Here is a 15,336-nt window from a genome sequence, read left to right on the forward strand (position 1 = left end):
CGCCGGCACGCCGTCCGGTCTTCACGTTCTGTCGGTTTTCCTCTGGGGGCGGGGGCTTTAGCCCACGCTGCCTTCCAGGCTGATGCCCACCAGCTTCTGCGCCTCCACGGCGAACTCCATGGGGAGTTCCTTCAGGACCTCCTTGCAGAAGCCGTTGACGATCAGGGACACGGCGTCCTCCTCCGAGATGCCGCGCTGGCGGCAGTAGAAGAGCTGGTCCTCGCTGATCTTGGCCGTCGTCGCCTCATGCTCGATGCGGGCGGAGCGGTTGCGGCTCTCGATGTAGGGGACCGTGTGGGCGCCGCACTTGTCGCCGATCAGCAGGCTGTCGCACTGGGTGTGGTTGCGCGCCCCCTCCGCCCTGGGCAGGATCTTCACCAGCCCGCGGTAGGTCTGCTGCGCCTTGCCGGCCGAGATGCCCTTCGACACGATCGTCGAGCGGGTGTTCTTGCCGATGTGGATCATCTTGGTGCCGGTGTCGGCCTGCTGGAAGTTGTTGGTGATGGCGACCGAATAGAACTCGCCCACCGAATTGTCGCCCTGCAGGATGCAGCTCGGATATTTCCAGGTGATCGCCGAACCGGTTTCCACCTGCGTCCAGGAGATCTTGGAGTTCCTGCCGCGGCAGGCGCCACGCTTGGTGACGAAGTTGTAGATACCGCCGACACCTTCCTCGTTGCCCGGGTACCAGTTCTGGACGGTCGAATACTTGATGGTCGCGTCGTCCATCGCCACCAGCTCGACCACCGCGGCATGGAGCTGGTTCTCGTCGCGCTTCGGCGCCGTGCAGCCTTCCAGATAGCTGACGTAGGCGCCCTCGTCGGCGATGATCAGCGTCCGCTCGAACTGGCCGGTGTTGGCCTGGTTGATGCGGAAGTAGGTCGACAGCTCCATTGGGCAGCGCACGCCCTTGGGGATGTAGACGAAGCTGCCGTCGGTGAAGACCGCGCAATTCAGCGTCGCATAATAGTTGTCGGTGTAGGGCACCACCGAGCCGAGATACTTCTTCACGAGATCCGGATGCTTCTGCACCGCCTCGGAGATCGCGCAGAAGATGATGCCCATCTCCTCCAGCTTCGCCTTGAAGGTGGTGGCGACCGACACGCTGTCGAACACGGCGTCCACGGCGATGGCCGGGCTCTTGCCCTCCGACCCCTCGACGCCGGCCAGGATTTCCTGCTCACGCAGCGGGATGCCCAGCTTCTCGTAGGTCTTGAGCAGTTCCGGATCGACCTCGTCCAGCGACTTCGGGCCGGCCTTCTTCTTCGGCGCGGCATAGTAATGCGCGTCCTGATAGTCGATCGGCGGGAAGCTGACGGCGGCCCACTGCGGCTCCTCCATCGTCTGCCAGACGCGGAAAGCCTTCAGGCGCCATTCCAGCAGCCACTCCGGCTCCTCCTTCTTGGCGGAGATGAAGCGGACGATATCCTCGTTCAGGCCCTTCGGCGCGACGTCGGCCTCGATGTCGGTCGTGAAGCCGTACTTGTACTTCTGCTCCGTGACGGCGCGGACCTGCTCGACGGTTTCCGGTTGGGCGGCCATGGCTTTGCCTCGTCCTTCTCAAGAATGCTGTTCGGTGCGCGCCGTTCAGTGCGCAGGGCGGGCCGGCTGGGCGGCTGTGGAGTTCGTTGCGGCTGCCGGGGCGGGGAAGGTGATGGGGGCCATCATGTCGGCCAGCGTCACCTCCTCCAGCGCGCCGCGAATGGCGCGGTTCACCTTTTCCCAACCGCCGCGCATGGGGCAAAGTTGCTCCACCCCGCATTGGCTGTCGGCACCGTCGACGCAGGCGGTCAGCGCGATGGGACCATCGAGCGCCGTGATGATTTCCGCGATGGAGATTGCATCGGCCGGCCGGCTCAGCGCATAACCGCCGGCAGCGCCGCGTTGCGAGGTGGTGAGCCCCGCCGGCGTCATCGTCTTCATCAGCTTGGCGACGGTGGGAGCGGGAACGCCGGTGCGGTCGGCAAGATGGGCGACGGTGTGGACCGTGCCGACCTGGCGCGCCATCTCGCTCAACACGACGATGGCATAGTCGGTCAGCTTGCTCAGCCGGATCATGCCCACACCCCGTTTCACCCCGGTTTCGAATACAGGACCAATTTAGTCCTGATTGCTCCGGGGGGCAAGGGGCGTTTGTCGATTAGAGTGCAGGGTTTCTGCCGGTTTGGCGGGTTTGCATGGCTGATGCGCTGCCAATACCCGTCAACGCTGCTTGGTTATAGCGCCGCTCCCGCCACCACGCTACAGCGAAGCCGCAGGCGCAGGGATGGGGTGCGGCAGTGTGTCGCGGCTGTCGGCGCTGTACAGGCTGCGTGAAGGTTCAGGCGGCGGGATTGACCATGTCCATATCTGGACTATATAGTCCCGTTATGGACAAAAGGGATACCAGCCATGCCCGCTCGTGCTCACCGCGCCGCCGATCCTATCGCTGCCGGACCTTCGCTCCTCCTGCCGGATCGGTTCTCCCCGACCAAGCGCCGGCAACTCAGCGGGCCGGGGCTGCGGGCCTTTCTGGCCATCGCCGACCTTTGGCGTTTGACGGAGGCCGAGCGTCTGCTGGTGCTGGGTTCGCCCGGCCGTTCGACCTATTTCGGCTGGGTCGCCAAGGCGCGCGATGGTCAGGAGTTGACCTTGCCGGTCGACGTGCTGTTGCGCATCTCCGCCGTCCTCGGCATCCACAAGGCGCTGATGATCCTATTCGGCTCGGAGTCGGCGGCGATGGACTGGTTGACCGGCCCGCACGATGGGCCATCCTTTGGCGGTCAGCCGCCGATGGCGCTGGTCACCAACGGCACGATGGACGGACCCATGCTGGTGCGTCGTTACCTCGATGCCGGGCGGGGAGGGGTGTTTGGGCCACCCGGTTCGATGGACGAGACGAGCACCCCCTACGGCGACGACGACATTGTGATCGTGTGAAACCGTGACAGCCTCCATTGCCATCCCGCAATCGACACACCGCCTGATCCCTTCACGGTTTCCGCCCATTCCGGCCTTTGACGGCGTGACGCATCCGGACGATCTGGAAGCCGTCATGGAACTGGAGGGTTGGACCAACGACCGTCTGGTGCGGGAGCGCGTGGCCCGCCTGCCCCGCGACCAGTGGGTCTACGGCGTTCCGAACGCTTCGGTCGTGATGGCCGCCTTCCTGCACGCCGCCCCCGCCGGTGGCCGCTTCAACAGTGGCGATCTTGGGGCATGGTACGGGGCGTGGGCACTGAAAACGGCCATCGCAGAAGTCGCCCATCATCTTCGGCGCGAGGCCGTTTACCGCCGGCTTCCGGAGATGCGGCTGACCTACCGTCTCTACACCGCCCGTCTTGATGGCGACTTCCTGGACATCCGGGGCCAGCGCGCCGTGCGACCCGACCTTTACGCGGCAGGCAGCTACCAGGCGTCCCAGGCATTCGGGGAGGAGGTGCGCGCAGGGCAGGCCGCCGGCATCGTCTACGACAGTTTGCGCCACGACGGGGGCGTCAACGCCATCGCCTATCGCCCGCGCCTGATCCGGGAGGTCACCCAGGCCGATCATTATGAGATCACCGCGCCTGTGGAGGGTGCCGCGATCGCGCGACAGCAGACGGTCGGCACAGCGATGCGCAGGCCGGAAGCGTCGACCTGAATGCGGAAAACCCCGCGCCTGGTGTGGCGCGGGGTTCGTCCGGTGAGCGTAGAAGGACGGGCGATCAGCCCGGCTTCTTCACTTCCGCGCGGGCGGCGTCGGTGGCCTCCGACACGACGTCGTGCAGGTCTTCCTTCGCCGATTCGACCACCGTTTCGGCAGCGGCCTGGGCGGCGCGGGTGCCGCGGTCCAGCGCGTCCATTGCGATGGCCTTGGCCCGCTCGGTCGCCTCGTCGGCATACTCGCCGACCCACTGCTTCTCATAGCGAGTGCCCGGCAGGGCGGCGCCGATGGCCGCACCCAGTGCAACGCCCATGGCACCGGCGACGATGGGATGGTCCTCCACGAGGTCCCAGAAGCCGGTCGACATGTCATGCGCACGGTGGCGCAGATGGTCGGCCGACGGCGCCATGGAGGAGAGGCGCGACATGCCGCGGCTGGCATAGGACTGGGACTGCCGCTGGCCATGGATATCGCCGCGCCCCGTTGGATGGTCGCCGTCCGAACCCCCCATCATGCCGCTGACCCTGTCCGAGGCGCTGTCGTAGGCGGAGCCGACCGCGCCCGAGGCGCTGTCATAGGCGGAACTGGCGGCGTTGCGGACGCTCTCGCCGGCGCCGCTCAGCGATTCGCGGGCGTAGTCCACGGCGTCGCCCATGCGGTGGCGGGCGTTGCGGACGGTGCTGGACCGGGCAATGCGGCGGTCGTAGCCGGTGCTGGACAGGGCCAGCCAGCCCAGCCCGATGCCGACCAGGGCCAGCGGGATCGGATTGCTGGTCATGCTGTCCAGCATCGATCCCGACGATCGGGACTGCGACTGCCGGTAATGGACGGTCTGGCCGCTTTCGTAGCGGTCGGACTGCTGCGACGGCGAATAGGTGTGCTTCATGGAATTCTCCATCAGGGATTGGGGAGACCACCGCGTCAGTCTGTCGCGCAGACGGGAGCTGCGGTCGCGCAGCGCCTCGACGGTGCCGCCGATGCGCGCGCGGCTGGCGCGGATGTCGCCCTCCAGGGCGTCGAGATCCTGCGGCCCGGTTTCGGATTTGCGAACGTCGTCCGTCATCGGCCGGCCCCTCAGCGGGCAAGCTGGGACTTGGCCCAACGCTTGTCCTCGTCCAGCGTGTTGATCGTGCGGCGGGGGCGGAGGTTGGCGGGGCTCAACCGGTTCTTGCCGACATAGGCAAGGATGCCGCCGACCAGCAGAACCACCACGCCGACGATCAGCGCGGACAGCCACGGGGCCAGGACGTTGGACAGGCCGAGAACCGCGGAGGCAAGCAGGACCAGAACGCCGGCGAAGGCGATCAGTCCGCCGACGGCGATGAAGGCCACGCCGCCGGCGGCCTCGGTGGCCTTGTCGGTCAGCTCGGCCTTCGCCAACGCGATCTCGGATCGGGCAAGGTTGGCGGATTCGCGGGCGAGATCGGCGAACAGGCCGGCGAGCGGCCGGTCCTGCCGCGGATCCCGCGGCTCGTCATAGCGGTTCTCGGCGGCGCTCATGGACGCTGTCCCTGCGGCTTGGAGGTGGAGGAGGTGGTCCCGGCAGCCCCGCCCTGGGTCCCGCTGGTGCCGGTGGTGTTGCCGGTGCCGCCGACGCCGGTGGCGCCGGAGTTCATGGCGCTGCCGGCGCTGCCGGTCGTGCCGCCGGGGGTGCCGCCGGGAGTGCCGACCGTGCTGGTGCCGAGCGCCGTTTCGGGCGTGGACCCGGTGCCGCGGCCGGTGACGGAGGCCGGGGCGGTGGAGAGAGGCATGCCGATGCGGCCGGCGGCCGGCTTCGGCTCACCCAGACGCTCCGAAGCGCGCTCCGACTCCATTCGGCCGGCCAGATTGCCGGTGTTGACGGCGGAGGACCCGGTCGTCGGCGTGTCGGCGCTGTGCGACGGCGTGCTGCGGCTGACGGACTCGGCGATGCCACCGGCCATGCCGCGGCTCGGGCTGGAACCGCGTCCCATATCGCGGTTCATGTCGCGGCCGGTGTCGTAGGCCGAGCCACGCGCGGTGCGCACGGACTGCGACGGATGGGCGTTGCCGCGCAGCGAGGTCGAGGCGCGGTGCATGCGCCGCTCGCCGGAGCTCTTGATGAAGCGCGCGGCGAGGAAGCCGACGGCGAAGGCGGCACCGATGAACACCTCGGGTTGGCGACGGGCGAAGCCCTCGACCTCGCCGACGATGTCGTCGACATTCGCGTCGCGCAGCATGTCGGCGACCCGCTCGACGCGGCTGGCCGCCTGCTCGGCGTAATCGGCGACCACGCCGCCATTCTCCTCGTTCAACTGCTCGGCAGCCTTGTGCAGGGCGTTGGCGACCCCGCCCAGTTGGTCGGCGGCGCGGCCGGTCTGCTGTTCCAGCAGTGAGCGGATGCGGCCCTGGGCATTGCCCAGCGTCTCCCGCCCGGTGGCCATCGCGTCGTCGGCGGCGCGGTTGACGGTCTTCTTGATATCCTCGACGCCGCTGCGTCCACCGGACGTGCTGTTGCCGATGGTGGAGCTGCCGGCGGTCGAACTTCCGGTGGTGGAACTTCCGGTGGTGGAGCCGGTCGGGTTCGGTCCGCCGGTGCCGGTCATGTCGCGGTTCGGCATCTTGTCTTTCCTCCTCGGGGATTCCGGTATTCCGCGGCTCCGCGCCTGCGGCATCAAACCGCCCGTTGCGGAATCGGGTGTCGGGAGGGAAACACCAGCCAAGCCTTCGGGGTTCCACGCAGCCGCTGCGCGAAATGGACAGTCACCACCAATGTGCTAAACTTTGCCGGGAATATCCTGATGCGACCCGGCCGGAGGGTGGCGGCATGAGCGTCTTCAGCGTGGTGGCCGACGGACAGGCCGGACTTTTTCGGCTTCAACAGGCGAAGAAGCCTTGGGAAAAGGACCTTCAGGCGAAGGACGCCCAGGGGCAGCTCGCCCAGAAGGCCGAGCGGGCGCAGGCGCTGACCCAGCCCTCCGCCAAGTGGCAGAGCGACCATGCCTCCGCCCAGGCGGCTCTGGAGGAGGCGAAGCGGGTCGGCGGGTCCAAGGCGTCGGCCGCCGCCCGGCTGGAACAGGTCGAACGCAGGATCGAGGAACTGAAGCTGGCGATGCGCTTCGCCCAGGGCGATCCGCAGAAGCTGGCCGCCTTGGCACGGGAGGCGGCGCTGCTGGCGCGCGAGGCCGGGCGTGCCGCCAAGGAGTATGGTGCCGGCATCAAGGCCGCGGCCGAGATGGGGCTTCCCGGTGATGCCGCCACCGCCACCGGCGGCTCGATGCTGTCGTCGGAGACGACGATCACCCGCAGCACCACCAGCCTGACCCTGCAGCAGACCGAGGTGACGCTGACCATCGGCATTTCGACGGGAGACGGAGGCTCGGCGGAAAGTGCCGCCGATCTGATGGCTGCGGATGCCGGAGCGGAGGCGGACTCCGCAGGCGGAGTAGCGGGGCAGGACGGCACGCTGCCCGACGACATCGCCCGGCTGGTGGAGGATGTGCTGTCCGGCTTGGACGGGGGCGGGCTGGCCGGGTCCGACCCGGCTTCCGCCACGACGGCCGGGACCGGCGGCCGTAGCGCGATGATCCAGCAGTTGATGGCCGACAACGCCATGAAGATGTCGCGCTATCGCGAGGCCGACGCCTTCGGCCAACGGGTGGAGGGGGTGCTCGCCACGTCCAAGCGCATCATCGGCGAGGCGAAGGCCGCCAACATGCTGGACGAATCCGAAAAGCGGCGGCGCGAGCGGCGGGAGGGCTTCAAGGCCGACGACAAGATGGTCGATGCCGCCCAGAAGGAGGTCAACGCCCTGCGTGCCGCGGCGTTCGGGTCCAGCGACGCCCTTGCCGTGGCCGGATTGCTAGGCGGTGGTGATGCGGAGAGCGCGGAGATGCCGGTGCTGCCATCGGCTGCCAATTCGGGGGCTGCCGATCCGACCGTCCAGCCGGCGGCGGCGCTGAATCTGCTGGCGTGACCGGGATAGGCCGCCTGCTACCATTTCTCCATACGCTGCGGTGCGACATTGTGTTGACCGGCTCGCGCGGAAGACGCGATAACCGATGAACCAAGACTCCCGGAGAGGAGTCTGCGAACCGAGCGCAAGAGAATGGGACACGCAACGAGATGAGCAACTGGATCCGCCGTGGCGGCCTCGAAATCGCCCAGCCGCTGTACGACTTCATCAATGACGAGGCGCTGCCGGGGACCGGTGTCGACGCCGACCGTCTCTGGACCGGCCTCGACCAGCTCCTGCACGAGCTGGCGCCGCGCAACAAGGCTCTGCTCGACAAGCGCGACAGCCTGCAGGCGCAGATCGACGCGTGGCATACCGCCCGCCGCGGCAAGATCTTCGATCAGGCCGAATACGAGTCCTTCCTGCGCGAGATCGGCTATCTGGTGCCGGAGGGTGGCGACTTCGCCGTCGGCACCGGCAATGTCGATCCGGAAATCGCCTATCTCGCCGGTCCGCAGCTGGTGGTGCCGATCACCAACGCCCGCTATGCCCTGAACGCCGCCAACGCGCGCTGGGGCAGCCTGTACGACGCGCTGTACGGCACCGACGCCATTCCCGGCGCCCCGGCGGCCGGCGGCTATGACGCCGCCCGCGGCGCGCAGGTGATCGCCTGGGCGCGCAAGTTCCTGGACGACAGCGTTCCGCTGGCCGAGGGCAGCCATGCCGACGCCACCGGCTATGCGGTCGAGGGCGACACGCTGGCGGTGACGCTGAAGAGCGGCGGCAAGACCGGTCTTAAGGACAAGGCCGCCTTCGTCGGCTGGCAGGGCGAGGCTTCGGCGCCGTCGGCCGTGCTGCTGGTCCAGAACGGCACCCACATCGAAATCCGCATCGACCGCAACAGCGTGATCGGCAAGGACGACGCCGCCGGCATCGCCGACGTCGTGCTGGAAGCGGCGCTGTCGACCATCCAGGACTGCGAGGATTCCGTCGCCGCCGTGGATGCGGAGGACAAGGTCGTCGCCTACCGCAACTGGCTGGGCCTGATGAAGGGCACGCTTGAGGCCAGCTTCCCCAAGGGCGACAAGACCGTCGTCCGCAAGCTGAACCCGGATCGCGTCTACACCACGCCGACCGGCAGCGTCACCCTGCATGGCCGCAGCCTGCTGCTGGTCCGCAACGTCGGCCACCTGATGACCATCGACATGGTCAAGCTGTCCGACGGCAGCGAGGCGCCGGAAGGCATCCTCGACGGCGTCTTCACCTCGCTGATCGCCCTGCACGATCTGAAGGCCCCCCAAAAAGCTGATGGCGGGTTGCGCAACAGCCGCGCCGGCTCGGTCTACATCGTGAAGCCGAAGATGCACGGGCCGGAAGAGGTCGCCTTCGCCGACGAGCTGTTCGGCCGCGTCGAGGACCTGCTGGGCATGGCCCGCAACACCCTCAAGGTCGGCATCATGGACGAGGAGCGCCGCACCAGCGTCAACCTCAAGGAGTGCATCCGCGCCGCCAAGGACCGCGTGGTGTTCATCAACACCGGCTTCCTCGACCGCACCGGCGACGAGATCCACACCTCGATGGAGGCCGGCCCGGTCGTCCGCAAGGCGGCGATGAAGGCCACCAAGTGGATCTCGGCCTATGAGGACAACAATGTCGATGTCGGGCTGCGCGCCGGGCTGAAGGGCCGCGCCCAGATCGGCAAGGGCATGTGGGCGATGCCGGACCTGATGGCCGACATGCTGGTCGCCAAGATCGGCCACCCGAAGGCCGGCGCCAACACCGCCTGGGTCCCGTCGCCGACCGCCGCCACCCTGCACGCCACCCACTATCACGCCGTGAACGTGGCCGAGGTGCAGGACCAGCTGGCCAAGCGTCAGGCAGCATCCCTGTCCGACATCCTGACCATCCCGCTCGCCGACCGCCCCAACTGGTCGGAGGACGAGATCCGGCAGGAGCTGGAGAACAATGCCCAGGGCATCCTCGGCTATGTGGTGCGCTGGATCGACCAGGGCGTCGGCTGCTCCAAGGTGCCGGACATCCACGACGTCGGGCTGATGGAGGACCGCGCCACCCTGCGCATCTCCAGCCAGCACATCGCCAACTGGCTGCACCACGGCATCTGCACCGAGGCCCAGGTGATGGAGGTCATGAAGCGCATGGCCGCCGTCGTCGACAAGCAGAATGCCGGCGACCCGCTGTACAAGCCGATGGCCGGCAACTTCGACGGCAGCATCGCCTTCCAGGCGGCGTGCGATCTGGTGTTCAAGGGCCGCGTCCAGCCGAACGGCTACACCGAGCCTGTCCTGCATGCGCGCCGCCGTCAGGTGAAGGCGGCGGGGTGAGTTGGTATTTGCGGCGGAGGGGCATCATCCCCTCCGCCGCAGCCCTTGCTCAGGTGCCGATCCCCAGCACCCGCACCGCCACCTGCTTGGTGTAGGGGCTGGCCGCGAAATACTCGTACCTTACCGCGTTCTCCGCGGCGAATTCCTGGAACGCCCGGTACTCATCGTCGCGCCAGCTGCGGTTGCCGATATACTCGTCGAACACGATGACGGTCCCCGGCCGCACCCGGTCGGCCAGAGCGGTCAGCACGGTGCGGGCCGAGGCGTAGATGTCGCTGTCGACATTGACGAAGCGCACCGGCCCCCGATGAGCCGCCAGAAACGGCGGCAGACTGTCTTCGAACCACCCCACATGCAGCCGGGCGTTGTCGCGCACCGGCGGCAGCTGGCTGCCGGTGGTCAGCACGCCGCGGGGGGAATTCACCCAGCCCTCCGGCAGTCCCTCGAACGAATCGAAGCCGTGGACCTCCTGCCCAGCCACGTCGGCGATGTGGTTGAGCGAGGTGCCTCGCCGCACGCCGAACTCCAGCACCAGACCGGGCGTGGCGGCACAGGCCAGCGCGTGGCGCAGCAGCCGGCCGCTGTTGCCGAACAGGCGGAAGTCGGAGGAGAGCTTCGGCAGCAGCGCCTTGGCGCCATCGGGAAGCAGACGGCGCTTTGGATTGTCGCCGATCTGCCCGGCCTCGACGGCTTCGGCCTCCGCAGTGCGGCCGATCAGGCGCAGGGTGGCGGCGAGGTAGCCCCAGTATTTGCCGTTGGCGCCGCCGCAGCGGGTGGCGCGGCGCAGGCGGCGTAGCGCTTCCTCGGGGCCATGATGGTGCAGAGCCTGGGCGTGGCTGCCGAACCACGCGGCGGCATGTTCGGGATCGTCGACGAGCAGAGCGTCGAAATGGGCCAGCGACTCCGCATCCTCGCCGAGATAGGCCGCAGCCATCGCCGCCTCGTAGCGGATGTCGGGCGAGGTGTCGCCATCGCGGATCGCCGCCCGCGCCAGGGCCAGCGCGTCGCCATAGCGGGCGTCGCGGCGAAGGGCCCCGGCCAGGGACGCGGTGAGTGCCGCGTCGCCGGGTGTGACGCGGGCGGCGCGCTCGAACCAGCGGACGGCGGGGAAGGGGGCGTTGTCGGCCTGATGGGCGCGGGCCAGGGAGGACAGCAGGTCCGGATCGTCCGGCCGGTCGGCCAGGACGCGGCGCAGGCAGGCGATGGCCGCCGGGGCGTCGCGATGGCCGAGATGCGCCAGACCCAGCAGATGCAGACGTTCAAGTCCGTTGGCAAGTCCGTTGGCAAGCCCGTGGGGAAGGGCATCGCCGCGCAGCAGGCGCAGGGCGGGGCGGTAACGGCGCGCGTCGATCAGGGCGCGCGCTTGGTCGAATACAGTGTCAGCGGTCAAAGTGACTCGTCGTCAGGGCAGCCGGCGGAAGGTCCAGACCGACGCCGGCGGCAGGTTCCGGGCGATCCAGGCATGGCGCCGCGGCTTCAGCCGCAGCCGCCGGATCAGTTCCGGATTCACCGGGGCGAAGGGACCATAGGTGAATTGCACGAAAACGCCGTCCTGCGCCAGCACGGAAAAGGCGCCGCGCACGATCCGGGCCTGGACCGACAGCGGCATGGCGATCAGCGGCAGGCCCGACACCACCGCGTCGCAAGACTCCCAGCCATGGGCCTGGATGATGCGGTGGACCCGCGTCGCGTCGCCGCGCACCACGGTGGCGTTGGGGTGCAGGATCGACAGATGGTCGGCGAAGGCGGGGTCGAGTTCCACCATCAGCAGATTGTCGGGAGTGACGCCATGGGCCAGCAGCGCCGAAGTGACCGGACCGGTGCCCGGACCCAACTCCACCACCCGCTTCGTGGGACTGCAACCGGCGGCCTTCGCCATGGCCCGGCACAGTTCAGGACCGCTTGGAGTTACCGACGCGACCTTCAGGGGTGAGCGAATCCAGCGCTCGACAAAGAGCTTGCGTTCAGCAAGTGACATCGACCGACCTCCCAACAGACGCCGGATCAATTCCTCGGCTCTGCATCAACCCTTTCTACTGAGTTACGTTTCATTGCGCCAGCCGAATGGATTTTGAACGATCGTTTAACAAAACGATTAAAAGGATGTGACGGATTCTGTTAATGGTTTGCACATAGAATTGTACGTAGGCGACGCAACGTCCAGCGGCTCGGTCGGATGGGAAATGTCCGGCGGGCAGGAGCGGCTGTTCGTCACGCCAGTCAAGCCGAGCCAACCGGCGCTTTGCATGGGAGGAGCACAACCTTGAGAAGATTGCTTCTGCGTCACAAGATCCCTGGTGCCGTGGTCGGATCGGCGGTGCTGACGGCACTGCTGCTTGGCAGCTTCGCCTATTCCGCGGCCACCGACAGGCTGCGCACGGCGGCACAGGACAAGTTGGTGGCGCTGGCGGACGCCCGCGCCGCCAGCGTCCAGTCCTATCTGGAGGGGTTGGAGGGCGACATCGTCCTCACGGCGAACACGCGATCAATGCGCGATGCCGCGGTGGCGCTGGGCAACGGCTGGAGAGTCGAGGCCGACCGAGGCGACCCCGGCACTCTGCTGCGCAAGCGCTATGTCGATGACAACCCCAACCCGCCGGCCGAGCGCTACAAGCTCGAGAAGCCGGATATGAACACCATGTACGACATGGCGCATCTCCGGCTGCAGTCCTGGATGGCTGATCTGATGCTGCGCCGCGGGTTGGCCGACGTGCTGCTGCTGTCGCAGGACGGGGCTGTGCTCTATAGCGCCGCGAAAGGCGGCGATTTCGGCAAGCCGGCCGAAGGTCCGCTCGCCGCCCTGGCCGACTCGGTGAAGCGTGATCCCAAGCAGGATGAGGCCCGGATCGTCGATTTCAGCGCCTACGCGCCGGCCGATGGCGCAGCGTCGGCCTTCTTGGCCGCTCCGGTGGCGTTGCACCTGCCGAACGGGGGAGTCCAGATGCTGGCCACCCTGGTTTTCCGCATCGAGCCGAACGGGCTGGATCGCATCATGCGCGCCACTGGCGGCATGGGGGACAGCGGCGATACGTTCCTGGTCGGGGAGGACGGCAAGCTGCGCAGCACGCCCCGCTTCGCCCAGGGAATGGCGGTGCTGACGCCCTATGAGGGCGGCGCCATGGGCACCATCAAAGGCGATTCCGACCACACCGGGGTTTTGGAGGCGACGAACTTCGCCGGCAGCGGTCCGGCACTGACCGCCTACCGGCCGATGACCCATAACGGCGTCCACTGGCTGGTGCTGGCGGAGGCGGCTGTTGACGAGATCCTGGCGCCTGTCCATTCGATGCGCGACCAGATGATCGGTGCCGGGGCCGCCCTGCTGCTGGTCATCTGCATCGGTGGCATCCTGTTCGCCCGCGGCATCACCCGTCCGCTGTCGGCGATGTGCGAGGCGATGCAGCGTCTGGCCCAGGGCGAACGCCGGCTCGACGTGCCGGCGCAGGAGCGCCACGACGAGATCGGACGGATGGCCGGCGCCATGCAGGTGTTCAAGGAGGCGTTGATCAAGGCCGACGACCTCCATATGGAGCAGGAGCGGATCCGCGCCCTGCGCGAGGAACGGACCCGCCAGTTGGAACAGGTGACCGACGGCTTCGATGCCCGCGTCGGCGGTATCGTCCGCGCGGTGGCCAGCGCCGCCGGCGGGCTGGAGACGACGGCCAGGTCGATGAGCGACGGCGCCGACCGGACATTGCACGAGGCGACCAGCGTCGCCGCGGCGGCCGATCAGACGGCGAGCAACGTCGGCACGGTGGCGTCGGCCGCCAACCAGCTGCGCGCCTCCATCGGCGACATCGGTCGTCACATAGAGGAATCGGGCCGCATCACCCAGGCCGCCATCGGCGCCGCCGCGCAGGCGGGCGAAACCATGCGCGTGGTGGTGGAGACCGCCGGTCGCATCGGCACCGTCGTTCAACTGATCCACGACATCGCGGCGCAGACCAACCTTCTGGCACTGAACGCCACCATCGAAGCGGCGCGGGCGGGGGAAGCGGGCAAAGGCTTTGCCGTCGTCGCCAACGAGGTCAAGCATCTGGCCTCCCAGACCGCCAAGGCCACCGACGAGATCGGCAGCCAGATCGGCACGATGCAGTCGGTGACGGACGGAGCCGCCGCCTCCATCGGCGAGATCGCCCGTGTCATCGAGGATATGGGCCGCATCTCCGGCATCGTCGCCAACGCCATCGATGAGCAGGGCACCGCAACGATGGACATCGCCGCCAACGCCGAACAGGCCGCGAAGGCGACGCAATCGGTAACCGCGATCATCGACGGCGTGGCGCGGTCCGCCGATACGACCAAGACGGTCGCCGAAGAGGTGCTGACCTCGTCCCAGGATCTGACGCGGCAGGCCGGACATCTCCGGGCGGAGATCGAACGTTTCCTGGCCGACATCAAGGCGGCGTGATGGGATGACCTGGCCGGCGACGGCGAAGCCACAATTCCCTGTTCCCCTTTTCTTCTCACTGCGCCGTTGACAGCGCCGCAATGGACGGGGCACGGTTGCGAAGCCGGAAGGAATGGTGAACAGGGAATCTGGATACGACATGCCGACGCTCGCACCCGATCATTCGGATCTGTTCGACGATACCGGCAAGCCGCCCCGGCTGTTGGAACTCGACGTCGCACGGGTGATGCGCAATCCAAGCATGCCGCGCCGCCATTTCGACCCGCAAGAGATGCAGAGTCTGGCCGACTCGATTGCGCATTACGGGCTGAAGCAGCCGATCCTGGTGCAGGAGGTCGTGGGCGGCCATCGGCTGGTCGCCGGCGAACGGCGGCTGCGGGCCCATGAGATGCTGGGGCTGGCGACCATCTACGCGCTGGTCACCTCCGGCAATCCGGACGAACTGACCCTGGTGGAGAATGTGCAGCGCGTCGATCTGGACGCGCTGGAGCTGGCGGAGGCGCTGTCCCGCCTGATCGACCGCTTCGGCTACACCCAGGAACAGCTCGGCCGCATCATCGGCAAGAGCCAGAGCAACGTCAGCCACACCCTGCGGCTGAACAGCCTGCCGGAGACGATCAAGCAGGAATATGCCGCCGCCCACCACGACGTCTCGCGCTCCACCCTGATCGAGATCGCCTGGATCAAGGATCTGGACGAGCAGATGGCGCTGTGGGAGCAGGTGAAGGCCGGCGACGGCACCGTCCAGGCCGCCCGCAGCCGCAAGGACGCCGCCAAGGAACCGTCGCTGCGCACCATGTCGGCGGTCGGCCGCTTCCTCGACGCGCTGCGCCGCGCGACCGCCCGTCTGGGCGACCCGCGCGAGCACCGCGCCTATGTCGACGACATGCAGCGCCGCGAACTGATCAGCCTGCGCCGCCGCATCGACCTGCTGCTGGGCGACGAGCCGATGGTGGATTGAGGGGAGTGGTTGGGGCGGTTTTTCCCCCCCCCCCCCCCCCCCCCCCCGGGGGGGGGGGGGGGGGGGGGGTTTTTTGGGGGGGGG

13 protein-coding genes are annotated in these 15,336 nt (G+C 67.9%); 6 read left to right on the forward strand and 7 right to left on the reverse strand.

Going from position 1 to position 15,336, the window contains the following annotated elements; genetic code table 11:
* Positions 1 to 57: 57 nt before the first annotated feature.
* Entirely contained in the window at positions 58 to 1,542 is a 1,485-nt protein-coding gene (sufB, locus tag TSH20_RS10630) for a Fe-S cluster assembly protein SufB (protein WP_109074700.1), read from the reverse strand.
* Positions 1,543 to 1,587: 45 nt separating this feature from the next.
* Entirely contained in the window at positions 1,588 to 2,058 is a 471-nt protein-coding gene (locus tag TSH20_RS10635) for an SUF system Fe-S cluster assembly regulator (protein WP_109074701.1), read from the reverse strand.
* A 333-nt stretch (positions 2,059 to 2,391) separates the two neighbouring features.
* Here TSH20_RS10635 and TSH20_RS10640 point away from each other — a divergent pair, with 333 nt between their 5' ends.
* Positions 2,392 to 2,919, forward strand: coding sequence for an MbcA/ParS/Xre antitoxin family protein (locus TSH20_RS10640; RefSeq protein WP_109074702.1), 528 nt, complete (start codon positions 2,392 to 2,394; stop codon positions 2,917 to 2,919).
* 85 nt (positions 2,920 to 3,004) lie between these two features.
* On the forward strand, positions 3,005 to 3,622 hold the full coding sequence (locus TSH20_RS10645) for an RES family NAD+ phosphorylase (RefSeq protein ID WP_199232435.1): 618 nt from the start codon (positions 3,005 to 3,007) through the stop codon (positions 3,620 to 3,622).
* Positions 3,623 to 3,686: 64 nt separating this feature from the next.
* Here the strand turns inward: TSH20_RS10645 and TSH20_RS10650 are convergent, their stop codons facing one another.
* From TSH20_RS10650 to TSH20_RS10660, 3 genes are read right to left on the reverse strand one after another with little or no spacing between them, the layout of a single operon-like run.
* Entirely contained in the window at positions 3,687 to 4,688 is a 1,002-nt protein-coding gene (locus TSH20_RS10650) for a hypothetical protein (RefSeq protein WP_109074703.1), read from the reverse strand.
* 11 nt (positions 4,689 to 4,699) lie between these two features.
* Positions 4,700 to 5,125, reverse strand: coding sequence for a phage holin family protein (locus TSH20_RS10655; protein ID WP_109074704.1), 426 nt, complete (start codon positions 5,123 to 5,125; stop codon positions 4,700 to 4,702).
* Positions 5,122 to 6,204, reverse strand: coding sequence for a hypothetical protein (locus TSH20_RS10660; RefSeq protein ID WP_109074705.1), 1,083 nt, complete (start codon positions 6,202 to 6,204; stop codon positions 5,122 to 5,124). Before TSH20_RS10660 ends, TSH20_RS10655 begins: the two co-directional genes overlap by 4 nt.
* A gap of 206 nt (positions 6,205 to 6,410) precedes the next feature.
* On the opposite strand from TSH20_RS10660, the gene TSH20_RS10665 reads away from it, so the two are divergent.
* Together TSH20_RS10665 and TSH20_RS10670 are read left to right on the forward strand one after the other, a co-directional pair.
* A complete protein-coding gene (locus tag TSH20_RS10665) occupies positions 6,411 to 7,559 on the forward strand; it encodes a hypothetical protein (RefSeq protein ID WP_109074706.1) in 1,149 nt (382 codons plus the stop codon).
* Positions 7,560 to 7,708: 149 nt separating this feature from the next.
* A complete protein-coding gene (locus TSH20_RS10670) occupies positions 7,709 to 9,880 on the forward strand; it encodes a malate synthase G (protein WP_109074707.1) in 2,172 nt (723 codons plus the stop codon).
* Between the two features lie 49 nt (positions 9,881 to 9,929).
* On the opposite strand, the gene TSH20_RS10675 is transcribed toward TSH20_RS10670, so the two are convergent.
* Positions 9,930 to 11,270, reverse strand: a complete 1,341-nt coding sequence (locus TSH20_RS10675) for a class I SAM-dependent methyltransferase (protein WP_109074708.1) — start codon at positions 11,268 to 11,270, stop codon at positions 9,930 to 9,932.
* A gap of 12 nt (positions 11,271 to 11,282) precedes the next feature.
* Positions 11,283 to 11,759 (reverse strand): ribose ABC transporter permease, encoded by a 477-nt coding sequence (locus TSH20_RS10680; RefSeq protein ID WP_109074709.1) that lies wholly within the window; start codon positions 11,757 to 11,759, stop codon positions 11,283 to 11,285.
* A 384-nt stretch (positions 11,760 to 12,143) separates the two neighbouring features.
* On the opposite strand from TSH20_RS10680, the gene TSH20_RS10685 reads away from it, so the two are divergent.
* Entirely contained in the window at positions 12,144 to 14,291 is a 2,148-nt protein-coding gene (locus TSH20_RS10685; RefSeq protein ID WP_158281981.1) for a methyl-accepting chemotaxis protein, read from the forward strand.
* A gap of 139 nt (positions 14,292 to 14,430) precedes the next feature.
* The gene (locus tag TSH20_RS10690; protein WP_109074711.1) at positions 14,431 to 15,252 is read left to right on the forward strand and encodes a ParB/RepB/Spo0J family partition protein; all 822 of its coding nucleotides are present in this window, start codon (positions 14,431 to 14,433) and stop codon (positions 15,250 to 15,252) included.
* The last annotated feature ends 84 nt before the right edge of the window (positions 15,253 to 15,336 follow it).

Source organism: Azospirillum sp. TSH20 (assembly GCF_003115935.1).
In the GTDB taxonomy this organism is placed as follows: domain Bacteria; phylum Pseudomonadota; class Alphaproteobacteria; order Azospirillales; family Azospirillaceae; genus Azospirillum.